The sequence below is a fragment of the Massilia sp. UYP32 genome (genome assembly GCF_050434365.1).
Classification (GTDB): domain Bacteria; phylum Pseudomonadota; class Gammaproteobacteria; order Burkholderiales; family Burkholderiaceae_D; genus Telluria; species Telluria timonae.
Window position 1 is genome coordinate 106,523 of record NZ_JBNDIK010000025.1, and the last position, 7,610, is coordinate 114,132.

Consider the following 7,610-nt stretch of genomic DNA (forward strand, 5'->3'; position numbering starts at 1 on the left):
TATGATCTACGGCATCGGCACCGACATCGTCCAGATCTCGCGTGTCGAGGCTGCCCTCGCGCGCAGCGGCCCGCGCTTCGCCGAGAAAATCCTCGGCCCGCAAGAGCTGGAAAAATACCATGCCCGCAGCGCCAAGAACGCGGTGCGCGGCCTGCGCTTCCTGGCCACCCGTTTCTCGGCCAAGGAGGCGTTCTCGAAAGCCATTGGTCTCGGCATGCGCATGCCCATGACCTGGCGTTCCGCCCAGATGCTGAATGACCCGAGCGGCAAGCCGGTTATTGTCTGCAGCGGCGCCCTTGGCGACTTCATGCGCGAGCACCGGCTCAGCGCCCAGGTGACGATCAGCGACGAGGCCGACTACGGCGTCGCCTTCGTGATCGTGACCCAGGCGCCGTTGGCATCATCATCATTGGCAGAGTAATGTCCGAAGCAAAACCCGCAGCAGCTGGCAACCCATCCGTCGAACTCACCCCCGAACTGGCCGCGCGGCTCGGCCGCGAGCGCCTGTCGGAGGCGCGCGAGGAGATGCGCGCCGAAGCCAACCGCGAACTGAGCCCGAAGGTGGATGCCGACGTGCGCGCGCAAGTGCTGGCCGTCGTCAATCGCCTGCCGGGGCTACCCGGCGTGTACCGCTACTTCGATGCGGCCGACAACGTGCTCTACGTCGGCAAGGCGCGCAACCTCAAGAACCGCGTCTCGAGCTACTTCCAGAAAAACCTGTCGAGCCCACGCATCGCGATGATGGTGTCGCAGATCGCGCGCCTGGAAACGACCGTGGTGAGCAGCGAAGCCGAAGCGCTGATCCTGGAAAACAACCTGATCAAGACGCTCAAGCCGCGCTACAACATCCTGTTCCGCGACGATAAGTCTTACCCCTACATCAAGATCACGGGCGGCGAGGCGCCACGCATGGCGTATTACCGCGGCGCGCTGGACAAGAGGAACCAGTACTTCGGTCCTTTCCCCAGCGCCTGGGCGGCCAAGGAATCGATCCAGCTGCTGCAGCGCGTGTTCAAGCTGCGCACCTGCGAGGACAGCGTCTATGCGAACCGCACGCGCCCCTGCCTGCTGCACCAGATCGGCCGCTGCAGCGCGCCATGTGTAAAACTGATCGCGCCGGAGGAATACAAGCTCGACGTCGAGAACGCGGCGCGCTTCCTGCGCGGACGCCAGAGCGAGGTGATGGCCGACCTCGAGCAGAAGATGCAGGATTACGCGATGGAGCTCAAGTTCGAGCAGGCGGCGTCGGTGCGCAACCAGATCCAGGCGCTGTCGAAGGTGCTGCATGCGCAGAGCATGGAGACGACGGGCGACGCCGACGTCGACGTCATCGCCGTGGTGGTGCAGGGCGGGCGCGCCTGCGTCAACCTGGCCATGGTGCGGGGCGGACGCCACCTGGGCGACCGCGCCTACTTCCCGAGCCACGTGGGCGAATCGCTGGGAGAATGCCCGATCGAGGTCGAGGTGCTGTGCGCCTTCCTGGCCCAGCACTATGCGGGCCAGTTCATCCCGGGCACCCTGATCCTGAACGTCGAATTCGACCAGCCCGAACTGATCATGGCCTTGCAGGAGCAGTGCGGCCACCGCATCAGCCTGGTGCTGCAGCCGGGCGGCCAGCGCCGCCAGTGGCTCGAGATGGCGTGCAAGGGCGGAGAAATCGCGCTGGCGCGGCTGCTGTCCGAGCAGGGTTCGCAACAGGCGCGCACGCGCGCGCTGGCCGATACCTTGCAGCTCGACAGCGAAGACCTGGACGCCCTGCGCATCGAATGCTTCGACATCAGCCACACGGCGGGCGAGGCGACCCAGGCGTCGTGCGTGGTGTTCCACCACCACCAGATGCAGAACGGCGAGTATCGCCGCTTCAACATCAACGGCATCACGCCGGGCGACGACTATGCCGCCATGCGCCAGGTGCTGACGCGTCGCTATGAGAAAGTGGCGGGCGGGGAAGGCGTGATGCCCGACATCGTGCTGGTCGACGGCGGCAAGGGGCAAGTGGAGATGGCGCGCCAGGTGTTTACCGAGCTGGGGCTGGACATCTCCATGATCGTCGGCGTGGCCAAGGGAGAAGGGCGGCGCGTGGGCCTGGAGACCCTGATCTTCGCCGACGGCCGCCCGGCCCAGGAGCTGGGCAAGGAATCGGCGGCGCTGATGCTGGTGGCCCTGATCCGCGACGAGGCGCACCGCTTCGCCATCACCGGCATGCGCGCCAAGCGCGCCAAGGCGCGCCAGGCCTCGCGCCTGGAAGAGATCGAAGGCATCGGCGCCAAGCGCCGCCAGCGCTTGCTGGCGCGCTTCGGCGGCCTGCGCGGCGTGATCGACGCGAGTGTCGAAGACCTGATGACGGTGGAGGGCATTTCGAGCGCGTTGGCGGAAGAGATTTACAGGCAGCTGCATTGAATGACCCCGTCCACCCTACGTTCAATCAACGGTGGGGTGGGCGGCTTGCCGTCTACGCGTTCAACCAGCATGCGAACTACCCGTTCTGCATCAATATTTCCATGCAGTCAACCCGAAACAACCGCCAACCGTTGAGCCGCCAGGCTCCGCGCCTCCCCATACAGATGAGTCAACTGGCCCAAACCAGCATACCCATGTAGACTAACGGCCAAGCATTTTTCCACGGTAATCAGCTCTCTCATGCCCTTCAATATACCGATTCTCCTGACCTGGTTACGCGTCGCGCTCATTCCCCTCGTAGTCGGATTGTTCTACTTGCCGGTTGACTGGATGACGCTCCCCGAGCGCAATCTCGCGGCGACCGCCGTCTTCATCATCGCCGCCGTCACCGACTGGTTCGACGGTTTCCTAGCCCGCCGCTGGAACGAAACCTCGGCCTTCGGCGCCTTCCTCGACCCGGTCGCGGACAAGCTGATGGTGGCCGGCGCGCTGCTGGTGCTGGTCCAACTGGACCGGGTGGACGCGATCATCGCCGGCATCATCATCGGCCGCGAGATCACCATCTCGGCGCTGCGCGAATGGATGGCCCAGATCGGCGCCACCCGCTCGGTGGCGGTGAGTTCGCTCGGCAAGATCAAGACGGCGGCCCAGATGACGGCGATCCCGATGCTGCTGTTCCATGACCGCCTGTTCGGCATCGACATCCACTTCTGGGGCGAGTACTTGCTGTGGGTGGCGGGCGTGCTGACGGTGTGGTCGATGTTCTATTATCTGCGCCGCGCCTGGCCCCTGATCAAGGAGAAGGCGGGGGCGATTTAATTTGTTTGGTGGCATCCTTGACGTACAGAATAGAATCTCTATAATGCCTGCCTGTTGCGACAACAACGCAACAGAATGAAAGACAAAGCGGGAGTAGCTCAGTTGGTAGAGCGCAACCTTGCCAAGGTTGAGGTCGAGAGTTCGAGACTCTTCTCCCGCTCCAAAGATTGCAAAGCTGTAAAGCGATCTTGGAAAAACGTCAAAGTTCTGTCATAATCGTTGTTCTGTACGCGGGAGTAGCTCAGTTGGTAGAGCGCAACCTTGCCAAGGTTGAGGTCGAGAGTTCGAGACTCTTCTCCCGCTCCAGTTTTCTAAACTGGCGCTGCATTTGGTAGTACATTGTAAGGCTCCATGCGGGAGTAGCTCAGTTGGTAGAGCGCAACCTTGCCAAGGTTGAGGTCGAGAGTTCGAGACTCTTCTCCCGCTCCAGGTTTTACGATCAGTGGTAACACTCCTAAGCGGGAGTAGCTCAGTTGGTAGAGCGCAACCTTGCCAAGGTTGAGGTCGAGAGTTCGAGACTCTTCTCCCGCTCCAGAATTCAGGAAGATTCCTTCTTCCCTTGTTGATGTGTTTCATAACCGTTCACATCGATCAAGCGCACTATATCCTCTGGCGAGGTAGCAAAGCGGTTATGCAGCGGCCTGCAAAGCCGTCTAGACGGGTTCGACTCCCGTCCTCGCCTCCACAAATCAAGGACTTAGCCTGCATCAGGCTGGTTCACCAAGTGGTGAAACCTCCCGGCGCGGGAGGTTCACCTACCTCTGAAACGGCCAATTGGCCGTTACCTCCCGGATGCAGGCTTTGAGAGAGCTTAGCCATGGCATCCATCAAGCAGACCCCATCCGGCGCATTTCAACTGTGCGTCAAGAACAAACTCCTCCCGAAGACGCTGTGGGCGACGTTCGACACGCGCGATGCCGCTGAGCAGTACGGTGCTCAGCTTGAGGGCCTGCTGAAGCAGGGCATCGTGCCCTCGTCGCTTCTAGAGCGAGAGCCGCCAAAACCACAGAACTGGACAATCGGCCGCTGCATTGCCGAGTACCAGAAGCATAACGCTGTGCCAGAGTCCGACGTCAAGCTCCTCGATACGGTCCGTCCCAAGCTCGCCTTGCTCGCGACAGGTGCGCTCAACTACGATTGGGCTGAGTCTTGGGTTGTGTCGATGAAGCGTGTCGACCATCTGGCGCCTTCCACCATCCGCCACCGTCACGGCGCCCTTGCACGCTGCTTCGACTGGATGACGCGAAAGCATCCGGAGATCATGGCGCAAAATCCGCTGCGCTTGCTCAAGCGCGGTTTCTCGACTTACACGCCTGAAGACACTGCCTTGCTAGCGCAGGACGGCAAGCAGCCGCGGTTTGACATCGAGCGCGACCGACGTCTGGAAGAGGGGGAGGAGGCCGCCATTCTCAAGATGTTTGAAGAGGGTAGCGAGGAACGCCTCTTCTTCATCCTGGCGTTGGAAACGGCGATGCGCATGCGCGAGTGCTACACCTTGTACGTCGACCAAGTGAATCTCCAGAAGCGGACTATTCATCTGGAGCGCTCGAAGAACGGCGAAACACGACAGGTGCCACTCTCGTCCGTAGCGCGCGAAGTGCTCGACAGCTTCATACGCGAACATCAGGCCGAGATCGCTGCACGTGACGGAAGGCTTTTCAGTTTCTGGAACGGTGACCTCGCCATACGCAACCTCGACCGCACGACGGCGGATGTGTCGCGCCGGTTCCGCATTGCGTTCACAGATGCTGGTGTCCAAGGACTTACGTTCCACGATCTGCGGCACGAGGCGACATGCCGGCTGTTCGAGCGAACTACGCTTTCCGACGTGCTCATCGCAAAGATCACGGGACATCGTGATCCCCGTATGTTGAAGCGCTATGCCAGTCTGCGGGGGAGCGATCTGGCGGCGCATCTCTGGTAAGCAGTAGTGGAGAGTGCATGCGAACAGAGCCCACAGCCTGGTCAAGGCATCCCTTTGGGTTACTGGTATGGCTGAGGCTCGGATCAGTATGCGATTCTGCCTTTTGGACTAACCGGCCTTGTCATGACAGGTGTGCACTGCTTTGAGGAAGCACATAACCGACCGCAGCCCTTAGCCTAAAATTGGTTTTGGCGAGGTAGCAAAGAGGTTATGCAGCGGTTTGCAACGCCGCCTAGACAGGTTCGATTCCTGTCCTCGCCTCCAATTTCCCCGAAAACCCCTTTGAAGGGGGGGTCTTTTTTCGTCTACCCTCATTTCTACCCCGCATCGCTAAACCGGCTCAATTTTGACGCCGCGAGGGAGACTCTGTTGCCTTTGGGCCAGTTCTTCCTCACCCCAACTCACTGCTCGTGCATTGATCTAAATCGGCTTGGCAAACGATCTGGCCTTGATGCGCTCGTAGAGGACTGTACGCTTGATGCCGACTAGCTTGATGACGTCCGGCAGGCGCAGGAAGCGTTTAGATGCATTCATTAAATTTCGATATCAACTTTCGAAGTGATCTCCGGTCCTTCAATCGCAGGCGCGTACGCGTCGGAGGTGCCTCGCGCTGCGGCCTCGGCGGCTGCAGCAGCGGCCGCAGCGCCGGCGTTGCGAATGAATGGCTAGCCGGGCCTGCGCACCAAGCTGCTTGAGCGCGACACGGCCGCCCTACGAAAGGAACAGGAACATGCTGAATCGTTGGAGACTGCTCAGCGCGGTGTGTGCACTGGCGTTGACCGGCTGCGCTGCTCCGCAGGGCCAATACCAGGCGCCGCTCCGGTCGGTGGTGGAACCGCTGCCGCCGGAACTGAGGCCGAAGGAGAAGGATCGGCAATAATGTCGAAAGTTGCTGCAGAGATTCTCGGCGACGCCGCAAACGTTGCGGGACTCGTGCGGCGATACGAGCGGGTCGTCGAGCGCTCGGAGACATGCAGGGCCGTGAACGCCAAATGAGCAGCCTGGACCTCAACGCCCACACACACGAGGGCACGACCCACATGTGCGCGATCCACCGCGGCGCTGGCGACGAGACGCCCCTGCAGCTGATCAGCGCACAGGAACTTGCTCGGCTCCAGCAGATCGAAGCTGCCTATCTGGCCATGCAGGAGCGGAAGAACGTGACAATGTAACAGGCTAGAATTTTTTGTATCCTGATGACTCATTTGCGTCTTTCTGCGTACAATACCATTCATGGCCGTTGCAAAATTAAAATCATCAGAGATTGTCGACAAGCTCAACAAGGTTCTCGATCAGGGGAAGTACGCTGATCCAAGCACCTTCGCAATGAGATCAATCCTTCGGGATTGCGAACAAGTGCGCGCTGTTGATGCAGCTAAAGGCTGGTCCCTGCTCGGGTGCTACTATGCCCTGTTGGGAGATGCCGACCAGGTGGATAGGTGCTTTCGTGCATCACAAGGTCTGCAAGACTTGACGATGGCATGTGGTAATTACCATACGAATGTGACAAATTTGGGATTTTTTTCCGCGCGCATGAATTTTATAAAGCTCGCGGGAATCCAGAGGGTGGAAATTTCTCGACTCTTTCGATGATCGCATTCCTGTCGGGGTCCTTCGAAACATTCGTTTCATACTACGATCGGGCGGCCGCTATGAATATGGAATTGCCTGTTTATCCGATTGAGAAAGCAAGACAAGTTGTAGCAGTACTATCGGCTGCCGGCTGGACCGACGAGAAGGTCACAAAGCATTTGGATGCTGCCGGCCTTGTTCTTAGACGCCATCGAATGCTTTTCTCCGAAGACGCGCAGATTGATGTCGTTGACGAGCCAGGAGTGTTCCAAGGGGTGACTTGTGCGCTCCCTGTAAAGCTTGACGCCGAAGAGGTTTTCGAACTCAACATGGAACTTGCTGCAACGGAAGAAGAGCTTGGAGTTGAGAAATCACCTGTATTCGACGTAATGTTTTTGCCGTATGACCTGTAGTCCAGACGCGCTTCTCGCGGCCGCGAAAGCACTGCATGATATTGCGAGTGATGAGGCGTTTTATCGCAGTGCAACGAATAGGCTCTATTACGCGAGCTATCATTGCTGCAGGGCGTATAACGCTGCGCTTCCGATTGCGCCGATTCAGGGCAATGGCGTGCATGAGCAGCTGATAAATCAGCTGACCTTTCCAGCGAAAAAGCTCACGGCGAATGGACGCCTCCGCGCTACAGCAATCGGGAAATACCTCCGATCGCTCTGCACTCAGCGGGCGTTAGCTGATTACGGTATGGACTCGGAATTCAGTAAAGAGCAGATGGATCAGGCGCTCCGAACTGCCGAGATGATTTTTTCTGCAACGAAGGTCAAGAAAGGTCTACTCGAGGACGGTGTTTGTCAACGTAGTTGTCGCGTCATCTCAAGCTGCTTGCTGTAGTGCTTCTGGCCGAATCCGTTCCGGATTCAACCAGACTTGATCGTCA

9 protein-coding genes and 6 tRNA genes are annotated in these 7,610 nt (G+C 59.3%); 14 read left to right on the forward strand and 1 reads right to left on the reverse strand.

What is annotated here, in order from left to right:
- Window position 1: 1 nt before the first annotated feature.
- From acpS to ABIB42_RS19695, 10 genes are all read left to right on the forward strand, one after another.
- Window positions 2-421 (forward strand): holo-ACP synthase, encoded by a 420-nt coding sequence (acpS, locus tag ABIB42_RS19650; RefSeq protein ID WP_219864493.1) that lies wholly within the window; start codon window positions 2-4, stop codon window positions 419-421.
- Window positions 422-525: 104 nt separating this feature from the next.
- Window positions 526-2,400, forward strand: a complete 1,875-nt coding sequence (uvrC, locus tag ABIB42_RS19655) for an excinuclease ABC subunit UvrC (RefSeq protein ID WP_143054663.1) — start codon at window positions 526-528, stop codon at window positions 2,398-2,400.
- A 240-nt stretch (window positions 2,401-2,640) separates the two neighbouring features.
- A complete protein-coding gene (gene pgsA, locus ABIB42_RS19660; RefSeq protein WP_005666836.1) occupies window positions 2,641-3,219 on the forward strand; it encodes a CDP-diacylglycerol--glycerol-3-phosphate 3-phosphatidyltransferase in 579 nt (192 codons plus the stop codon).
- Between the two features lie 87 nt (window positions 3,220-3,306).
- Window positions 3,307-3,382 (forward strand) — tRNA-Gly (locus ABIB42_RS19665).
- A 67-nt stretch (window positions 3,383-3,449) separates the two neighbouring features.
- A tRNA-Gly gene (locus ABIB42_RS19670) sits at window positions 3,450-3,525 on the forward strand.
- 47 nt (window positions 3,526-3,572) lie between these two features.
- Window positions 3,573-3,648, forward strand: a tRNA-Gly gene (locus ABIB42_RS19675).
- Window positions 3,649-3,677: 29 nt separating this feature from the next.
- A tRNA-Gly gene (locus ABIB42_RS19680) sits at window positions 3,678-3,753 on the forward strand.
- 77 nt (window positions 3,754-3,830) lie between these two features.
- A tRNA-Cys gene (locus ABIB42_RS19685) sits at window positions 3,831-3,904 on the forward strand.
- A gap of 132 nt (window positions 3,905-4,036) precedes the next feature.
- Complete coding sequence (locus ABIB42_RS19690) at window positions 4,037-5,143, forward strand: site-specific integrase (RefSeq protein ID WP_429248864.1); 1,107 nt, start codon at window positions 4,037-4,039, stop codon at window positions 5,141-5,143.
- A 190-nt stretch (window positions 5,144-5,333) separates the two neighbouring features.
- Window positions 5,334-5,407: transfer RNA gene (locus ABIB42_RS19695), tRNA-Cys, on the forward strand.
- A gap of 156 nt (window positions 5,408-5,563) precedes the next feature.
- Here the strand turns inward: ABIB42_RS19695 and ABIB42_RS19700 are convergent.
- Window positions 5,564-5,677: a helix-turn-helix transcriptional regulator gene (locus tag ABIB42_RS19700; protein WP_005666841.1), complete on the reverse strand. Its 114-nt coding sequence runs from the start codon at window positions 5,675-5,677 to the stop codon at window positions 5,564-5,566.
- 458 nt (window positions 5,678-6,135) lie between these two features.
- Between ABIB42_RS19700 and ABIB42_RS19705 the strand changes: the two genes are divergently transcribed.
- The 4 genes from ABIB42_RS19705 to ABIB42_RS19720 all read left to right on the forward strand — a co-directional run bounded on the left by ABIB42_RS19705 (window position 6,136) and on the right by ABIB42_RS19720 (window position 7,564).
- Window positions 6,136-6,315 (forward strand): hypothetical protein, encoded by a 180-nt coding sequence (locus ABIB42_RS19705; RefSeq protein ID WP_005666845.1) that lies wholly within the window; start codon window positions 6,136-6,138, stop codon window positions 6,313-6,315.
- 61 nt (window positions 6,316-6,376) lie between these two features.
- Complete coding sequence (locus ABIB42_RS19710) at window positions 6,377-6,736, forward strand: hypothetical protein (RefSeq protein ID WP_429248865.1); 360 nt, start codon at window positions 6,377-6,379, stop codon at window positions 6,734-6,736.
- Window positions 6,733-7,128 (forward strand): hypothetical protein, encoded by a 396-nt coding sequence (locus ABIB42_RS19715; protein ID WP_040776178.1) that lies wholly within the window; start codon window positions 6,733-6,735, stop codon window positions 7,126-7,128. Before ABIB42_RS19710 ends, ABIB42_RS19715 begins: the two co-directional genes overlap by 4 nt.
- Entirely contained in the window at window positions 7,118-7,564 is a 447-nt protein-coding gene (locus ABIB42_RS19720; RefSeq protein WP_429248866.1) for a HEPN domain-containing protein, read from the forward strand. Before ABIB42_RS19715 ends, ABIB42_RS19720 begins: the two co-directional genes overlap by 11 nt.
- The last annotated feature ends 46 nt before the right edge of the window (window positions 7,565-7,610 follow it).

Excerpts from the sequence above, each read along its gene's own strand:
- acpS (WP_219864493.1), top strand. The coding sequence starts at position 2 with ATGATCTACGGCATCGGCACCGACATCGTCCAGATCTCGCGTGTCGAG.
- pgsA (WP_005666836.1), top strand. The coding sequence starts at position 2,641 with ATGCCCTTCAATATACCGATTCTCCTGACCTGGTTACGCGTCGCGCTC.
- ABIB42_RS19690 (WP_429248864.1), top strand. The coding sequence starts at position 4,037 with ATGGCATCCATCAAGCAGACCCCATCCGGCGCATTTCAACTGTGCGTC.
- uvrC (WP_143054663.1), top strand. The coding sequence starts at position 526 with ATGCGCGCCGAAGCCAACCGCGAACTGAGCCCGAAGGTGGATGCCGAC.
- ABIB42_RS19715 (WP_040776178.1), top strand. The coding sequence starts at position 6,733 with ATGATCGCATTCCTGTCGGGGTCCTTCGAAACATTCGTTTCATACTAC.
- ABIB42_RS19700 (WP_005666841.1), bottom strand. The coding sequence starts at position 5,677 with ATGAATGCATCTAAACGCTTCCTGCGCCTGCCGGACGTCATCAAGCTA.
- ABIB42_RS19705 (WP_005666845.1), top strand. The coding sequence starts at position 6,136 with ATGAGCAGCCTGGACCTCAACGCCCACACACACGAGGGCACGACCCAC.
- ABIB42_RS19710 (WP_429248865.1), top strand. The coding sequence starts at position 6,377 with ATGGCCGTTGCAAAATTAAAATCATCAGAGATTGTCGACAAGCTCAAC.
- ABIB42_RS19720 (WP_429248866.1), top strand. The coding sequence starts at position 7,118 with ATGACCTGTAGTCCAGACGCGCTTCTCGCGGCCGCGAAAGCACTGCAT.